13 protein-coding genes are annotated in these 14906 nt (G+C 65.0%); 8 read left to right on the top strand and 5 right to left on the bottom strand.

Annotated elements, in window-relative coordinates; translation table 11 throughout:
* Positions 1–50 precede the first annotated feature (50 nt).
* On the top strand, positions 51–1310 hold the full coding sequence (locus JG743_RS32345) for an MATE family efflux transporter (protein WP_446720922.1): 1260 nt from the start codon (positions 51–53) through the stop codon (positions 1308–1310).
* Positions 1311–1376: 66 nt separating this feature from the next.
* On the opposite strand, the gene JG743_RS32340 is transcribed toward JG743_RS32345, so the two are convergent.
* Positions 1377–1859 carry a MarR family winged helix-turn-helix transcriptional regulator gene (locus JG743_RS32340; protein ID WP_202296521.1) on the bottom strand — a complete coding sequence of 161 codons (483 nt, stop codon included), beginning with the start codon at positions 1857–1859 and terminating at the stop codon, positions 1377–1379.
* 108 nt (positions 1860–1967) lie between these two features.
* Here JG743_RS32340 and JG743_RS32335 point away from each other — a divergent pair, with 108 nt between their 5' ends.
* A complete protein-coding gene (locus JG743_RS32335; RefSeq protein WP_202296519.1) occupies positions 1968–2372 on the top strand; it encodes a VOC family protein in 405 nt (134 codons plus the stop codon).
* Between the two features lie 128 nt (positions 2373–2500).
* On the opposite strand, the gene JG743_RS32330 is transcribed toward JG743_RS32335, so the two are convergent.
* Positions 2501–3577: a quinone-dependent dihydroorotate dehydrogenase gene (locus JG743_RS32330; RefSeq protein WP_202296517.1), complete on the bottom strand. Its 1077-nt coding sequence runs from the start codon at positions 3575–3577 to the stop codon at positions 2501–2503.
* Positions 3574–3924 (bottom strand): DUF952 domain-containing protein, encoded by a 351-nt coding sequence (locus tag JG743_RS32325; protein ID WP_202296515.1) that lies wholly within the window; start codon positions 3922–3924, stop codon positions 3574–3576. Before JG743_RS32325 ends, JG743_RS32330 begins: the two co-directional genes overlap by 4 nt.
* Before the next feature lie 166 nt (positions 3925–4090).
* On the opposite strand from JG743_RS32325, the gene JG743_RS32320 reads away from it, so the two are divergent.
* Entirely contained in the window at positions 4091–4528 is a 438-nt protein-coding gene (locus JG743_RS32320) for a hypothetical protein (protein WP_202296513.1), read from the top strand.
* A gap of 95 nt (positions 4529–4623) precedes the next feature.
* Complete coding sequence (locus JG743_RS32315) at positions 4624–5280, top strand: response regulator transcription factor (protein ID WP_202303151.1); 657 nt, start codon at positions 4624–4626, stop codon at positions 5278–5280.
* Positions 5281–5313: 33 nt separating this feature from the next.
* Here the strand turns inward: JG743_RS32315 and JG743_RS32310 are convergent, their stop codons facing one another.
* Positions 5314–8799 (bottom strand): hybrid sensor histidine kinase/response regulator, encoded by a 3486-nt coding sequence (locus JG743_RS32310; RefSeq protein ID WP_202296511.1) that lies wholly within the window; start codon positions 8797–8799, stop codon positions 5314–5316.
* A 244-nt stretch (positions 8800–9043) separates the two neighbouring features.
* Here JG743_RS32310 and mscL point away from each other — a divergent pair, with 244 nt between their 5' ends.
* Both mscL and JG743_RS32300 read left to right on the top strand, forming a co-directional pair.
* Positions 9044–9466: a large conductance mechanosensitive channel protein MscL gene (gene mscL, locus JG743_RS32305; protein WP_202296501.1), complete on the top strand. Its 423-nt coding sequence runs from the start codon at positions 9044–9046 to the stop codon at positions 9464–9466.
* A 108-nt stretch (positions 9467–9574) separates the two neighbouring features.
* On the top strand, positions 9575–10741 hold the full coding sequence (locus JG743_RS32300; protein WP_202296499.1) for a pyridoxal phosphate-dependent aminotransferase: 1167 nt from the start codon (positions 9575–9577) through the stop codon (positions 10739–10741).
* 147 nt (positions 10742–10888) lie between these two features.
* Here the strand turns inward: JG743_RS32300 and hemA are convergent, their stop codons facing one another.
* Positions 10889–12166: a 5-aminolevulinate synthase gene (gene hemA / locus JG743_RS32295; RefSeq protein WP_202296497.1), complete on the bottom strand. Its 1278-nt coding sequence runs from the start codon at positions 12164–12166 to the stop codon at positions 10889–10891.
* 276 nt (positions 12167–12442) lie between these two features.
* On the opposite strand from hemA, the gene galE reads away from it, so the two are divergent.
* Positions 12443–13438 (top strand): UDP-glucose 4-epimerase GalE, encoded by a 996-nt coding sequence (gene galE, locus JG743_RS32290; RefSeq protein WP_202296495.1) that lies wholly within the window; start codon positions 12443–12445, stop codon positions 13436–13438.
* A gap of 216 nt (positions 13439–13654) precedes the next feature.
* On the top strand, positions 13655–14905 hold the full coding sequence (locus tag JG743_RS32285; protein WP_202296493.1) for a D-amino acid dehydrogenase: 1251 nt from the start codon (positions 13655–13657) through the stop codon (positions 14903–14905).
* The last annotated feature ends 1 nt before the right edge of the window (position 14906 follow it).

Below are 14906 nucleotides of genomic sequence, written 5' to 3'. Positions count from 1 at the left end.
GCCGGTCCTTCGCCGTCACCAACCGCTCGGTGCTCGCCATCGCCGTGCCGATGACGCTCGCCTATCTGACGACGCCGCTGCTCGGCATCGTCGATACGGCGGTGGTCGGCCAGTTCGGCGACGCCGCCCTTCTCGGCGGCCTGGCGGCGGGCGCGCTCGCCTTCGACGTCGTCTTCACCACCTTCAATTTCCTGCGCTCCGGTACGACCGGCCTCGTCGCCCAGGCGTTGGGGCGCGGCGACGAACTGGAAGAGCAGGCGGTGTTCTGGCGCGCCGTGCTGATCGCCGTCGTCTCCGGTATCGTGCTGGCCGCTCTTGCACCCTTGATCGCCATTGGCGGGCAAAAGTTCATGGGCGCCGAACCGCGCGTCAGCGAAGCGATGGCCATCTATGTCCATATCAGGCTGCTCGCCACGCCCTTCTCGCTGATCAACTTCGCCATCCTCGGCTATGTGCTGGGGCGCGGCGAGGGCGGGCTGGGCCTGATGCTGCAGGCGGTGCTCAACGGCATCAACATCGCGCTCTGCATCCTGCTCGGCCTGAAGCTCGGCTGGGGCGTCGCCGGCGTTGCCTGGGCGACCGTTACCGGCGAGTTGCTGGCCATGCTGCTTGGCCTCGCCATTGTCGTCAGGCGTTTCCGCGCCTCGCCTCGGCCGTCGCGTCAGCGCATCCTCGACCTGTCGGCATTCCGGCACATGCTGTCGCTCAACCGCGACATCATGATCCGCTCCTTCTCGCTGCTCGCCGCCTTCGCGCTGTTCACCCGCCAGGGCGCCCAGTTCGGCACGGTGACGCTGGCCGCCAACGCCGTGCTGATGAACTTCTTCCTCATCGCCGGCTATTTCCTCGACGGCTTCGCCACCGCTGCCGAGCAGCTCGCCGGTCGCGCCATCGGTGCGGGCGCCGAAACGCCGTTCCGGCAAGCGGTGCGGCTAACTCTCTTCTGGGGTTTCAGCCTGGCGGGCGTTGCCACCCTTGTGCTGCTGCTGGCCGGCGTCGATCTGGTCGGCGTCATCACGACATCGCCCGAGGTCCGCTCGGTTGCCGACATCTATCTGCCCTGGGCAGCATTCACGGCCCTCAGCGGTGTGCTGGCGTTCCAGATGGATGGCGTCTTCATCGGCGCCACCTGGTCGCGCGACATGCGCAACATGATGCTGTTGTCGTTCCTCGCCTTCAGCGCCGCGCTGTTCGCCCTGGCGCCGACCTTCGGCAATCACGGCCTGTGGGCGGCGCTGCATGTCTTCCTGCTGGTGCGCGGCTTCAGCCTGTTTGCGATCATGCGGCGGCGGGTGCGGACTGCGTTTTAGGTAGTACCTCTGCTTAGGTCAGGACTCATTGATTCAGGGAGAGGTGACGCTGGCGTGGACAACGACCTAGAGGCCGGTGAGCAATTTCTTAAGTAGAGCGTTAAGAGTCTCCTGCTCCGCCGGCGTCAGCACGGAGATTAATTGCTCTTCTAGCGCCACCATTGGACCAATCAAATCGTCTATCGCGCGCTTGCCGTCAGCCGTTAGCGCAATTTTCTTGCCGCGCCGGTCGTTGGGATCGGGGCGTCGTTCAACCAGCCCAGCGCGCTCCAGCCGGTCCAGGCGGTTTGTCATGCCGGCCGACGAGATCATTGCCGATTCGTAAAGCTGCGTAGGTGAAAGCATATAGGGTTCGCCGGAGCGTCTGAGCGGCGTGAGCACATCGAATTCACCTACGTTCAGGCCTACTTCCGAGAGCAACGGGTTCATGTGATCGCGGATCACGCGCGCGGCGGCATCCAGCAGCCGACCGACCATTTCAATAGGCAAGGATGGGAGATCGGGGCGCTCGCGAGCCCATTGCTTAGCCGCAGCCTCGGCGCGATCCATGGCAAATATTCCCTCGACAAGATGTATCTTGATATCAAGATACACTGTACCTACTAACATTGTAGCAAGACAGTAGCGCAGGGCGCTGGCCCGGAGAAGGAGAAAGTGATGTCCAAAATGATTTTCGTGAACCTGCCTGTCCGTGACCTGTCGGCGTCGACGGCGTTCTACGTGGCGCTAGGCGGCACTGTGAACCCGCAGTTTTCGGGCGAGAAATCCACCTCGCTCATGTTTTCGGACGCGATCGGGGTGATGCTGCTGACCCATGACCACTACCGCGAATTCACCAAACGCCCGATCGGCGACGCACGGCGTGACAGCCAGGCAATGATCGTCCTCACTGTCGATGACCGCGACGCCGTTGATGCAACGCTGACCAGGGCGGTTGCGGCGGGCGGTCGCGCCGATCCCAACCCAGCACAGGATCTTGGCTTCATGTATAACCGCCACATTGAAGACCCGGATGGCTATGTTTGGGAAATCGTGTGGATGAACCCGACAGCGACCGCCTGAACGTATCAGGCTACGCAATGAGCGCGACGAGGCTCGAAACTCGTTGGTCAGAGCCAGAAGGTGACGGTTGCGGCAATGGAGATGGCGGACATGAAGGTGTGGGCGCATCGGTCGGCGCGCCAAGGCTTTCAATGAGCCTTGGCGGCCCAATGATCGAGGCTGCTGTCGCGCAAATCGCGCAGCGACTTCAGCCTTTCCTTCTCGGCAAATCGCGCCATGCCGGCCACGATGCGCCCCGCTAGTGAGGGCCCGGCATAGATCATGCCGGTATAGAGTTGCACGAGATCGGCGCCGGCGCGGATCTTTTCCAGCGCCGTCTCGGTGGAGTCGACGCCGCCGACGCCGATGATGGCCATCTCAGGGCCGAGCAGCCTGCGCATCCTGGCCAGCACCGCGGTCGAGCGCTCGAACAGCGGCTTGCCGGACAGGCCGCCGGTTTCTCGAGCGACAGCCGTGCTGCGCAAGCCCGTGCGTGCGAGCGTCGTGTTGGAGACGATGACGCCGTCGATCTGCTTCTCGGTGACCGCGGCGGCGATATCTTCCAGCTCGGCCTCGATCAGATCCGGTGCGATCTTGAGGAAGACCGGCGGCTTTGCCGCAGCCGACGCCCGCGCGGCCATGACACGCGACAGAAGCTCGCCGAGCTGCTCGCGCGCCTGCATGCTGCGCAGGCCCGGCGTGTTCGGCGACGAGATGTTGACCGTGAGGTAGCTGGCGTAGGGCGCGAAGCGGGTGACGCCGCGTTCGTAGTCGCCGATGCGGTCGGCGCTGTCTTTGTTGGCGCCGATGTTGACGCCGACGATGCCGGTGCGCCACTTGCGGGCGGCAAGGCGCCTTTCGGCGGCCTCATGGCCCTCATTGTTGAAGCCCAGCCGGTTGATCACCGCTTCGTCCGTGATCAGCCGGAAGATGCGCGGCTTGGGATTGCCCCGCTGCGGCAGCGGCGTGACGGTGCCGACCTCGGCGAAGCCGAAGCCGAGGCCAAGCAGCGCGTCCGGCACTTCGGCGTTCTTGTCGTAGCCCGCCGCCATGCCGAGCGGGTTCGGAAAATCGAGACCTGCGACGCGCACCTTCAGCCGCTCGTCGCGCGGGGCGCGCGGGGTGACCGGCAGGCCGCATCGGAGCGCCGCGATAGACAGGCCATGCGCCGTTTCCGGATCGAGCGTGAACAGCAGTTTCTGGCCGATCCGGTCGAGCATGCTCATTCGGTCTCCAGGTCGGGAAATTCATGCCGGCCGTCAGCGCCGAGCGGCAGGGGACGCACCCAAGCCACCGCGCCGAGATCGAGCGGCGCGTAGAGATGCGGGAACAGCGCGCCGCCGCGCGAGATCTCGTATTTCAACGCATCGCCAAGGCGGTCGCCATCGATGGCGATCAGCAGCAGGCCGGTCTGGCCGGCAAAATGCTTCGCCGCCGTCTCCCGCACCTGGTCGGCGGTCGAGAAATGGATGAAGCCATCGGCGATGTCGATCGGCGCGCCGGTGAAGCGGCCGTTTTTCTCCGCTTCGCGCCATAGGGCTTCGGGCGCGATCTTGTAGATAAACTGAGACATTGCTGCGCTATAGTCCGAACGAACCGTGCGGGAAAGGGTGCAGGCAGGTTCCGGAAAGATGTTGCACGGTTTTCCGTCTGAGCCTGCCCAAGGCCAGGAATGACTCTTCCCCACTTCCGGCGCAAAGCCGTGATATGGTTGTATCGACTGGCTCATGGAGGACAATATGCGTCCGCATTACATACTGATCCCAGCGGCACTTTTCTCGCTGGTCGCCGTGTCGGCCTTTTCCGAGGAAACCGATCGCTACCGGCTGGAAAAGTCGGCCAACGGCTATGTCCGCATGGACACCCAGACCGGCGCCATGTCGATCTGCGAGGAGCGCTCCGGCCAGCTCGTCTGCAAGACGGCGGCCGACGAGCGCGCCGCCTACCAGGACGAGATCGACAAGTTGCAGAGCTCGATCAAGGCGTTGGACGAGCGTGTAGCCAAGCTTGAGAACTCGCTTTCCGCCCGGCTCGAATCGCAGCTGCCGAGCGAAGAGGATTTCAACAAGACGATGGGCTACATGGAGCAGTTCTTCCGGACGTTCAAGGATATCGTCAAGGACATGGATAAGGAGAGCGGCGACGACGGCTCCAGGCTCAACCAGCAAAAGACCTGAGCGTCTGGTCTTTGCCGCTTGAAAACGGCCGATATCGCCGCATAATCGGCCCGATCCCGTAAGAACAGATAAGCATGGGATTCGGGGAGGACTATTTGCCGTCGGGTTACACGTTCGTCATCGCCGACGATCATCCGCTTTTTCGCGGCGCGCTGAAGGAGGCGCTTGCCGGCATAGGCGATGTCGCCGCCATCCACGAGGCCGGTGATTTCGAACGCGCCAAGGCGCTGGTCATGGCCAATGAGGATATCGATCTGGTGCTGCTCGACCTGTCGATGCCGGGCGCCAGCGGCCTCTCCGGCCTGATCTCGCTGCGCGCCGTTCACCCGGCCGTGCCGCTGGTGGTGGTCTCGGCGCATGACGACCCGGTGACGATCCGGCGCGCTCTCGACCTCGGCGCCTCCGGCTTCATCTCCAAATCGGCCAGCATGGAGGAAATCCGCCGCGCCGTGCAGACGGTGCTGGCCGGCGATATCGCCGCGCCCGTCGGCATCGATCTCGGCGTCGAGCGCGACCCCGAGATCTCCGACCTCATCAAGCGCCTGCAGGCGCTGACGCCGCAGCAGACGCGCGTGCTCGGCATGCTGGCGGAGGGCCTGCTCAACAAGCAGATCGCCTATGAGCTCGGCGTCTCCGAAGCGACGGTCAAGGCGCATGTCTCGGCCATCCTGCAGAAGCTCGGGGTCGACAGCCGCACCCAGGCGGTGATCCAGCTCTCCAGGATCGGCGCCGAGCCGGCCGCGGGAAAGTGAAACGTCTCGACCGTATCGAGTGCCGGATGCGGATCACTCCGCTGCCGGCGCCAGCCGGCGCATGCGCTCCATCATCGAGCGCAGCGTCGCCGGCTTCACCGGTTTGTTGATGACGGAAATGTCCATCTGGTTGGCGGCGGCGCGGACCTCGTTCGAGCGATCCGCCGTGACCAGCACGGCGGGGATATCGGCGTGCCACAGCGCGCGCAGTTTGCGGATCACGTCCAGCCCGGTCTCGCCATCGAGGTGGTAGTCGGCAAGGACGACGTCCGGCGTTGACGCACCGGCAGCCTGGGCGGCGGCCGAGCCCGAAGCGGTGTCGACCTTGCAGCCCCAGCCTTCGAGCAGCAGCCGCATGCCGTCGAGGATGCGGGCGTCGTTGTCGATGCACAGCACGCCGAGACCGGCCAGCGAGGAGGGCGCGCGCGCCGGCGCCTTCTCGAGCTCGCGCCGGGGAACCGCCACCGCCGCCACCGGCAGGATGACGGAAAAGCGCGTGCCCTTGCCCGGGATTGAGAAGATCCGGATCTCCAGCCTCAGCACCCTGGCGATGCGGTCGACGATGGAAAGGCCGAGGCCGAGCCCCTCGGCCTCGCGCGCGCCCTCGTCCAGCCGGGTGAACTCGTGGAACACCGTGTTCAGCTTGTCGCCGGCGATGCCGATGCCGGTGTCGATGACCTGGATCTCGGCCAGCGAGCCGCGTCGCCTGACGCCGACCAGGATGCGGCCCTGGCGGGTGTATTTGATCGCGTTCGACACCAGGTTCTGGATCAGCCGGCGCAGCAGATTGCGGTCCGTCATCACGGTGAGCGACGACGGCATGATGGTCAGGCCGAGCCTCTTCTCGGCGGCTAGCGGCCGGAAGTCGTTGCCGATCTGGCCGAGCAGCCCGTCGAGGCTGAAGGCGGTGTCGTCAGGCTTCATCGCACCCGCATCGAGGCGGGAAATGTCGAGCACGGCGCCGAGGATGGTCTCGACCGATTCCAGCGAGGATTCGATGTTGACCGCGGCCTTCCCGGCGGCCCCTTTGCCGGCTTTCTCGATCAGTGAAGAACAGTAGAGGCGGGCAGCGTTGAGCGGTTGCAGGATGTCGTGGCCGGCAGCGGCGAGAAAGCGCGTCTTGCCGAGATTGGCCTCCTCGGCCAGCATCTGCGCCTGCGCCAGCTCCTCGTTGACCCGCGTCAGCTCGGCGGTGCGGTTCTTGACGCGTTGCTCAAGCGATTCGTTGGCCCGCTTCAGCGCGAGATCCTGTTCGACACGGCCGGAAATGTCGGCATAGGTGGCGACGATGCCGCCGTCCGGCATCGGATTGGAGCGCAGCTCCAGGATGCGGCCGCTGGTCTTCAGCTCCATCTGCCAGGGACCGTCGAAGCTGGTCAGGCGGTTGAGCATCGCCACCCGCTGATCGCCCGGGAAGTCGCCGCGTTCGACGAGATGACGCAGGATCCGGTCGAGCGAGACGCCGACCTGACCCATCTCGTCGGGAAGGTCGAACAGCGCCCGGTACTGGCGGTTCCAGCAGATCAGGCGGAAATCCCGGTCGAAGACGGTGATGCCTTGCTCCATCTGGTCGAGCGCGATCTGCAACAGGTCGCGATTGTGCTGCAGCGCCTCGGTGGCATCGTCGAGCAGGCGGAAGGCATCCTTGGAATCGCGGTCGTTGCGGCGGAACAGCAGCGACAAGATCAGCCGCGCCGAGGACGAGCCGACGGCGCTCGCCAGCAATTGCTCCGAGAAGCGGATGACGTCCATGCTGGCCTGCTCATTGCCATGCAGGGACACGTTGGTGTCCTTCTCGAACGACTGGAACGATCTCTCGGTGCGCTCGACGCCGAGATAACGGGAAATCGTGTCCTTGAGGTCGTTGACGGTGACGGCGGTGCGGAAGCGCCTCAGGCTCGGCATCGGGCCGGCTTCGCGCGGCACGAAGATCGCCGCCTGGATGCGCTCCAGCGGCACGGAGGCGCGGGACAGCGAGCCGAGCACGAAGAACAGCGTGTTGATAGACAGGCTCCACAGCACGCCATGGTTCAGCGGCTCGGCGACCGTGCCGAACAGTGCCTGCGGCCGCAGCGCTTCGAAACCGAACAGGCCGTTGACGATGATGACGGCGTCGGCACCCACCAGCGAAGGCAGGAGCAGCGTGTAGGCCCACACCAGAATGCCTGCGACCATGCCGAGCGCCGCGCCTCTGCCATTGGCGCCGCGCCAGATCAGCCCGCCGATCAGCGCCGGCGCGAACTGGGCAATGGCCGCGAACGACATCAGGCCGATGGAGGACAGCCGCGCGCTGTTGGTGCTTTCGCGATAATAGAGGAAGGCGATGAACAGCATGGCGAAGATCGCCCCGCGCCGCACATTGAGGATGAGCGTCGACCAGTCCTCGTTTTCCAAGGTCGAGGTCTTGAGCAGGCGGCGCACGAACAGCGGGATTACGAGGTCGTTGGAGATCATGATCGACAGCGCCACGCTCTCGACGATGACCATGGCGGTCGCCGCCGAAAGGCCGCCGATGAACGCCGCCATGGCGAGCAAATCATGGCCTGTGAACAGCGGCAGCGACAGCACATAGAGGTCGCTGCTGGTCTTGTCGCCGACCAGCGCCAGGCCGGTAAAGGCGATCGGCAGCACGAACAGGTTGATCGCCACCAGATAGAGCGGGAACACCCAGGTCGCGGTGCGCAGTTCGGCCTCGCTGCGGTTCTCGACGATGGTGACGTAGAACTGGCGTGGCAGCATGAGGATGGCAAAGCCGCTGAGACAGGTCAGCACGAGCCAGGTGGCCAGGGAGGTGCCGTAACCCATGGCTTGCCGCGCCTGCGCATTGTCGGCCAGCTTGTCGAACATGTCGCCGGGGCCGCCGAAGATCAGGAACGTCACCATCAGGCCGATGGCGAGGAAGGCAGCGAGCTTGACGACGGTTTCCACCGCCACCGCCAGCACCAGCCCGTCCTGATGCTCGGTGGCGTCGGCATGGCGGGTACCGAACAGCACCGCGAACAGCGCAAGTAGCATCGCCACCACCAGCGAGATGTCGCTGACGAACGGGTCGAACGAGGGCGGCGAGCCGGTATAGTGCTCGACCATCAGGCTGACCGAGCCGGAGATAGCCTTCAATTGCAGCGCCATATACGGCACCGCGCCGATGGTCGCGATCAGCGTGGCGATCGCCGCGACGGTGAAGCTCTTGCCGTAGCGCGCGCCGAGAAAATCGGCGACGGAGGTGATCTTCTCGGTCTTGGCCAGCCTGACAAGGCGGTTGAGCAGGGGAAAGCCGAACACGAACACCAGCACCGGGCCGGTATAGATGCCGAGGAATTCCAGGCCGCGCTCAGAGGACAGGCCGACCGAGCCGAAGAACGTCCAGGACGTGCAGTAGATGGCGAGGCTGAGCGCATAGATGAAGGGGCGGGCACGGCCGAGTCCGGCCGCTGCCGCGCGCCGGTCGCCAAGACTGGCGATGGCAAAGAGCAGCGTCACATAGGCGATCGCGATGATGACGATGAACCAGCCCTGCACGGTTCGAACCTCCTCCCTGGCCGGTCTCCCGTCGGCCGATGCCAGACGCAACCACAGCTTTGGGGGCGAGTCCATCACGGCTTTCGGCGCATGGGCGCAGGGGCAAAGGCCGCGCGTGACGGGCAGAAAGCGGCGCCTTGGCCCATTTTCCCGTTTTGCAACCGGGGGTTTTTGTTATGGTGGGCGCGGGCTGGCGCCGGGCGGAAGCTGGGGACGGCAGCACGGCCATGGCAAGGAGGGTCGAATGCTGAAAGAATTCCAGGAATTCATTTCCAAGGGCAATGTCATGGACCTGGCCGTCGGCGTCATCATCGGCGCCGCCTTCGGCAAGATCGTCACTTCGCTGGTCGACGACGTCATCATGCCAATCGTCGGGGCGATCTTCGGCGGGCTGGACTTCAACAACTACTTCTTCGGACTATCCTCGAACGTCCACTCGAGCGCGCTGGCCGACGCCAAGAAAGAAGGCGCCGTCTTCGCCTATGGCAGCTTCATCACGGCGGTGCTGAACTTCCTCATCCTTGCCTTCATCATCTTCCTGATGGTCAAGGCAGTGAACAATTTGCGCAAGCGGCTGGAGGCCGAGAAGCCGGCAGCGCCCGCCGCGCCGCCACCGGCAGATGTCGCGTTGCTCACCGAAATTCGCGATCTCCTGGCCAAAAAATAGCGCCGGAGCGGACTTCTGGACCAAAACCCCGGCCATTTTCGGCCGGGGTTTTCTGTTTGCGGGCGCGGTAAAACACGCTAGCTGTCGGCAAACCAAACGGACTTTTGCATGACCCTGATCCAGACCCTGCGCGCCGAGGCCCGCGCCGCCCCCGAGAGCGGCATCGTCGCCGTCGTCAACCACGGCCGGCTGCGCGAAGGCCTTATCCCGCTCTGGGCCGGCGAGGGCGATTTGCCGACGCCGGCCTTCATCAGCGATGCCGCCGCCCGTGGGCTTGCCGCCGGCGAGACCTTCTACACCTGGCAGAAGGGCATTCCGGAGCTGCGGCAGGCGCTTGCCCGCTACTATGGCCGGCATTTCGCAAAGAGCTTTGGCGATGAGGAATTCATTGTCACCGCGTCCGGCATGCATGCCATCCAACTGGCGATCGACGCGCTCGCCGGCGCGGGCGACGAGGTGATCTATCTGTCGCCGGCCTGGCCGAACTTCGCCGCCGCGGCCGGGGTCGCCGGCGCCGTGCCGGTTCCTGTTGTCCTCGACCAGTCCGGCAATGGCTGGTCCTGCGACGTCGACAAGATCGCGGCCGCGATTACGCCGCGAACCAAGGCGCTGTTCGTCAACACGCCGTCCAACCCGACCGGCTGGACTGCCGATCATGAGACGTTGCAGGCGATCCTCGACCTTGCCCGCGAAAGAGGCCTGTGGATCATCGCCGATGAGATCTACTCGCATTTCCACTATGGCCGAGGCCGCGCGCCGTCCTTCCTCGACGTCGCGGCGGCGGAAGACCGTATCCTGTTCGTCAACAGCTTCTCCAAGAACTGGGCGATGACCGGCTGGCGCGTCGGCTGGATCAAGACCCATCCCGCCTTGCAGCAGGTGTTCGAGAACCTGATCCAGTATTCGACCTCGGGTGTCGCCCAGTTCATGCAGCGCGGCGCCGTCGCCGCCCTCGACGGGGGCGATGATTTCATCGTCGAGCAGGTTGAGAGGGCGCATGCGGCGCGCGACCTGGTCTGCGGCATTCTGGGTGCGACCGGCAAGGCCCGCTTCACCGTTCCGCAGGGCGCCTTCTATCTGTTCTTCACCGTCGACGGCATCACCGATTCCCGGACCGCCGCCTTCGACATCGTCGACCGGGCCAATGTCGGCCTGGCGCCGGGCACCGCCTTCGGTCCCGGCGGCGAAGCCTTCCTCAGGCTATGCTTCCACCGCCGCCTCGATCAGCTCGAGGAAGCGGCGCACCGCCTGGCGAAATGGATGAAGACGGTCTGAGCAGCCTGAAGCCGGATTGAAACTCGGTCCGGTGAGTCAGCCGGTGCGGCTTTCGAGAACCGGAGCGCAGCGGACATTCAGGTCCGTGAGCACCGGAAGCGCAGAAAGTTGCAGCGGATGGCCGCCGGACTAGAGTTTCAAACGGCTTCAGCCGCCTGACTTCGGCACCAGCAATGGAATGATCCGGTCGCTCTTGGCGACGGCCGGCCTGCCGGTCGAGGCATAGGGGATGCCGAGCGCGTCCCAGGTCTCGACCAGGGCATCCTGAAGTTCGGCGATCAGCGCGTCCGAATGGAACGGCGTCGGCGTGATGCGCAGCCGCTCGGTGCCGCGCGGCACCGTCGGATAGTTGATCGGCTGGATGTAGAGGCCGTGGACGCCGAGCAGGCGGTCGCTGGCCATCTTGCAGAGTTCGGGATCGCCGACCAGCACCGGCACGATGTGGGTGGACGATTCCATCACCGGCAGGCCGGCGGCGGCAAGCACCTCCTTGGTCCGCGACGCCTGGCGCTGCTGCGCGTCGCGCTCGGCCTGCGAGCGCTTCAGGTGCCGGATCGAGGTGGTGGCTGCGGCGGCAACGGCCGGCGGCAGCGCCGTGGTAAAGATGAAGCCCGGCGCATAGGAGCGCACGGCATCGATCACCGCGCTGGTGCCGGTGATATAGCCGCCGAGCGTGCCGAAGGCCTTGGCGAGCGTCCCTTCGATGATGTCGATGCGGTCGGTCAGCCCCTCGCGCTCGGTGATGCCGCCGCCGCGCGGACCGTACATGCCCACCGCATGGACCTCGTCGATATAGGTCATGGCGTTGTAGCGCTCGGCGAGCTCGACGATCTGCTTGATCGGCGCGATGTCGCCATCCATCGAATAGACGCTCTCGAAGACGATCAGCTTGGCGCGCTCGCGCCCCGCGGCCTGCAGGAGGCTCTCCAGGTGGGCGACGTCATTGTGGCGGAAGATCTTCTTTTCGGCGCCCGAACGGCGCACGCCCTCGATCATCGAGGCGTGGTTGAGCTCGTCCGAAATGATCAGGCAGTTCGGCAGCAGCCGCGCAATGGTCGAGATCGAGGCCTCGTTGGAGACGAAGCCGGAGGTGAAGACGAGCGCGGCTTCCTTGTCGTGCAGGTCCGCCAGCTCCAGTTCCAGCTCCACCAGCGGGTTGCTGGTGCCGGAGATGTTGCGGGTGCCGCCGGCGCCCGACCCCATCTTGCCGGCCGCCTTCTGGAAGGCGTCGATGACATCGGGATGCTGGCCCATGCCGAGATAGTCGTTGGAGCACCAGACGGTGATTTCCTGGGCGCGGCCGTTGGAACGCCAGATGGCGCGCGGGAATTTGCCGACAATGCGTTCGAGGTCGGCGAAAACGCGGTAGCGCCGCTCGGCATGGAGCTGGTCGATCGCTTCCTCGAAGAACCGCTGGTAGTTCATGTCGCTTTCCCGATTTTGTGCCGGATCATAGTCATTGCCCCATCAGGCGTCCACCGGGGCCCTTTGGTCAAAATGCCACGCCCCAAGCCTGTTCCTAACGACCACGGATCGTGGCCTATTCCCTTGATGTGGATCAACTTTGTTTCAGTACGATGCCACAGGGCGAAGGGACTGTTACGGATTTAACATTCGGGGTTCTAGTGGTCTTGCGGCGCGCTTTCCAGTAAGGCGGCTGTTGAGACAGTTTCCGATAAATCTTGACCAGCGAGGACGCGGATGACGGTTTTGGTGACGGGCGGTGCCGGTTATATCGGCAGCCATATGGTCTGGGAGCTTCTGGACGCGGGCGAGAGCGTCGTCGTTCTCGACCGGCTTTCGACCGGCTTCGAATGGGCGGTGGCGCCGGAGGCCAAGCTCGTCGTCGGCGACGTCGCCGACCGCGAGTTGGTCGGCCAGATCATCAGGGACAACAAGGTCGACGCGATCATCCATTTCGCCGGCTCGATCGTGGTCCCCGAATCGGTCTCAGACCCGCTCGGCTATTACGAGAACAACACCTCCAAGACGCGGACCCTGATCGAAACGGCCGTGCGCGAAGGCGTGCCGCATTTCATCTTCTCCTCCACCGCCGCGGTCTATGGCGGCGCCGGGCTGGAGCCGGTGCGCGAGGATGCCGGGCTTTCGCCGGTTTCGCCCTACGGGCTGTCCAAGCTGATGAGCGAATGGATGCTGCGCGACGCGGCGAAGGCGCACGATATCCGCTATACGGCGCTGCGCTATTTCAACGTCGCCGGCGCCGATCCCAAGGGCCGCACCGGCCAGTCGACGCCCGGCGCCACGCATCTGATCAAGGTCGCCTGCGAGACCGCGCTCGGCAAGCGCCCCTTCATGCAGGTGTTCGGCACCGACTATCCGACGCCTGACGGCACCTGCATCCGCGACTACATCCATGTCAGCGACCTGGCGGCCGCGCATCGCCTGGCGCTGCAACGGCTGCGCGCTGGCGGAGAGAGCCTTGTGGCCAATTGCGGCTACAGCCACGGCTATTCGGTGCTGGAAGTCATCGACAGCGTCCGGCGCGCCTTCGGCCGTGATTTCGAGGTCAGGATGGGCGATCGCCGCCCTGGCGACGCCGCAGCCATTGTCGCCAATTCCGAGCTTGCCCGCGCTGAGCTTGGCTGGACGCCGCAGCGCGACGATCTCGACCTGATCGTTTCCGATGCGCTGGCCTGGGAGCGCATCCTGACCGGCAAGAACTCAGCGCGGGGCTGACCCAATAGGCTTCCCGGCCCAAGGGCTCGTCCTGCGGGTCGAGAAGCGCTATTGAGGGTCTTGAAGGCAGCGCCTGGAGGCGCGCCGGCCGGTTCGATCTGCCGAAGCAATTCCAGGAAAAGCGTGAAACGGTTTTCCGTCCGGAATTGCGTCAAAACAAGGAGATGGAGCGGTTCTGCGTTTCCGTGAAACGGTGAACCGTTCGAGGGGGGCGGCATGAAGGTCTTGGTGCTCGGAGCCGGCGTCGTTGGCACGGCGGCCGCCTACTATCTGGCGAGCGACGGCCATGACGTGACGGTGATCGAGCGTCACCAGAGCGCCGCGCGCGGCACCAGCCAGTCGAATGCCGGCCTTGTCTCGCCGGGCGACGCCACCGCCTGGGCCTCGCCGGCCGCGCTGAAGACCTTCCTGCGCGGGCTCTGGAACCATGATCTCGGCATCAAGGTCCGGCTGCGCTTCGATCCCTATTTCCTGGCCTGGAGCCTGCGCTTCCTGCGTCAGTGCACGGTGGCGCGCCTGCGCGCCAACAGCCAGGTCAAGTTGCGCCTGGCGCTCTATTCGCGCGACTGCATCAACGCGCTTTCGGAAGCGACCGGTATCCACTACGACGAACGCAAGAAGGGCATCCTCTACTTCTTCCGCTCGCAGCACAGTCTCGACACCGGCACCGACAACTACCGCTATCTCGCCGAACACGGCCTGCCGATCGAGATCGTCGGCCGCGACCGGCTGATCGAGCTGGAGCCTGGCCTCGCCGGCGCCAGGGACAAGATCGCCGGCGGTGTCTATTCGCCGATCGACCAGACCGGCGATTCCCGGCAGTTCGTGGAAAGGCTCGCCGCCTATTCGGCCGAAAAGCTCGGCGTCAAATTCCTCTTCGGCACGACCGTCGAGGGCCTCCAGATCGAGGGCGACCGTGTGCGCGCGGTGATGACCTCGGCCGGCCCGGTTGTCGGCGACGCGGTGGTCATCTCCATGGGACCGGAAAGCGGCCTGCTCGGCCGCCGCTACGGCATCGACCTGCCGGTCTATCCGGTGAAGGGCTACACCGCGACCATCCCGCTGGAGGATGAGAGCAAGGGGCCGACCATGGGCGGCGCCGACGAAGACCAGCTGATCGGCTATTCGCGGCTCGGCAACCGGCTGCGGCTCGCCTCGACCGCGGAGTTCACCGGCTTCGACCGCAGCTTTCGTCCCCGCGATTTCGCCGCCATGTTCAGGACCGGCAAGGACCTGTTCCCCGGCGCCTTCGACGAGAAGAAGGCGGAACTCTGGGCCGGGTTGCGGCCGATGATGCCGAACTCGGTGCCGGTGATCGGCCAGGCGCGCTACGCCAATCTCTATCTCGACACCGGCCATGGCCATGTCGGCTGGACAATGGCTTGCGGCTCCGGAAAATTCCTCGCCGACATCGTCGCCGGCCGCAAGCCCGAGATCGATCCTGAGGGGCTGGTTTACAGGAACTAGC

The organism is Mesorhizobium sp. 131-2-1 (assembly GCF_016756535.1).
Classification (GTDB): Bacteria; Pseudomonadota; Alphaproteobacteria; order Rhizobiales; family Rhizobiaceae; genus Mesorhizobium.
Note: the sequence above shows the minus strand (reverse complement) of the source record. Positions and strands in the feature narration are given on the sequence as shown.